Genomic DNA, 1179 nt, shown 5'->3' on the forward strand with positions numbered 1-1179 from the left:
GGGCTTTGCCTGCCAGCTTTTTTAGCTTATTTCCACTTTTAACAAATTTCTCTCAAATAGATAAAGAAATAGACGAAGTTATAGACCAAGTTTATGGGTTAAACAATCAATAAAAAGATATGTCTCTGGGATTATCTTTATAAATATTTTAATATTTAATATTTTGCCCTCCCAAAAATAAGAGAAGGAAGAAAATTTATAAAATTTGACAAAATTGAAGAACTTATCTTAAATTTTGTTAAAAAATAGCTCAATCAAGTCTCACCAAATAGATTATAGACTCTCACCATATAGGTGAGACTTATTAACCAAATAGGTGAGAAATAGCATAAACACTAATCAAATAACTCTTCATTAAATTTAGTGAGACTTTTTTATTTTTTTATTTCCATTTTTAAGATTTTTCTCATTTTTTTTGTTAAGATTATCTAACTTAAAAAAAACTTAAGGAGTATGCTATGAAAAATATTACATATTTAGAAACAAGAACAGAAGCGAAAATTGATTTAAAAACTGGTGAAACAAGAGAAGTTGAACAAACAACGGAAAGAACTGTTAAAGTAGAGCAAGAACCAAGCTTTATTAAGCTTTATTTGCAAGATATATGCAAATTAAATGATATTCCAAAAACAGGTAGCAAATTGCTTAATGAGCTTTTAAAATACACTTCATACGATAATTCTATATTATTACCGAGCGCCATTAAAAAAGATATAGCAAAAAGGCTTAATACAAGTGTAGGAGTTTTAGATAATGCTTTATCGAAACTTACTAAAAAAGGGATACTAAAAAGAAAAGGAACAGGTGTATATGTGCTTAATCCTTTTTTCTTTGGAAAAGGAAAATGGACAGATATTAAAAAGATAAGAGCGGCATGGGAATATAGCGAAGAAGGTAGAATATTAACAAATGTTGAAATAGAGCAAGAGATACAACAAGAAGTTGTAGATATTGTAGAAAATTAACGGTAAGACCGTTAATTTTGGTAAGAGAGTGCAGGTATATTAGAGGAATATAGTATATTAATTAAATCTTAAAGAGTTAAAGAGTATTATAGTTATGACTGAGATACTTTTAAAGGAAAACTATGATACAAATAACCAAAGCCAACACATTGAAGTCCCTAATCTTCGAGGTTTTGGAGGATTTTTTTCACAGTCCAGTATCCGGAGCCACTTT

The 1179-nt window shown here is 28.5% G+C and carries 1 protein-coding gene; it reads left to right on the plus strand.

The window, feature by feature from the left end; genetic code table 11:
- Positions 1 to 458 precede the first annotated feature (458 nt).
- Complete coding sequence (locus AC30RD_RS07945) at positions 459 to 965, plus strand: replication/maintenance protein RepL (protein WP_489493930.1); 507 nt, start codon at positions 459 to 461, stop codon at positions 963 to 965.
- Positions 966 to 1179 lie beyond the last annotated feature (214 nt).

Source organism: Nitrosophilus sp. (assembly GCF_982775275.1).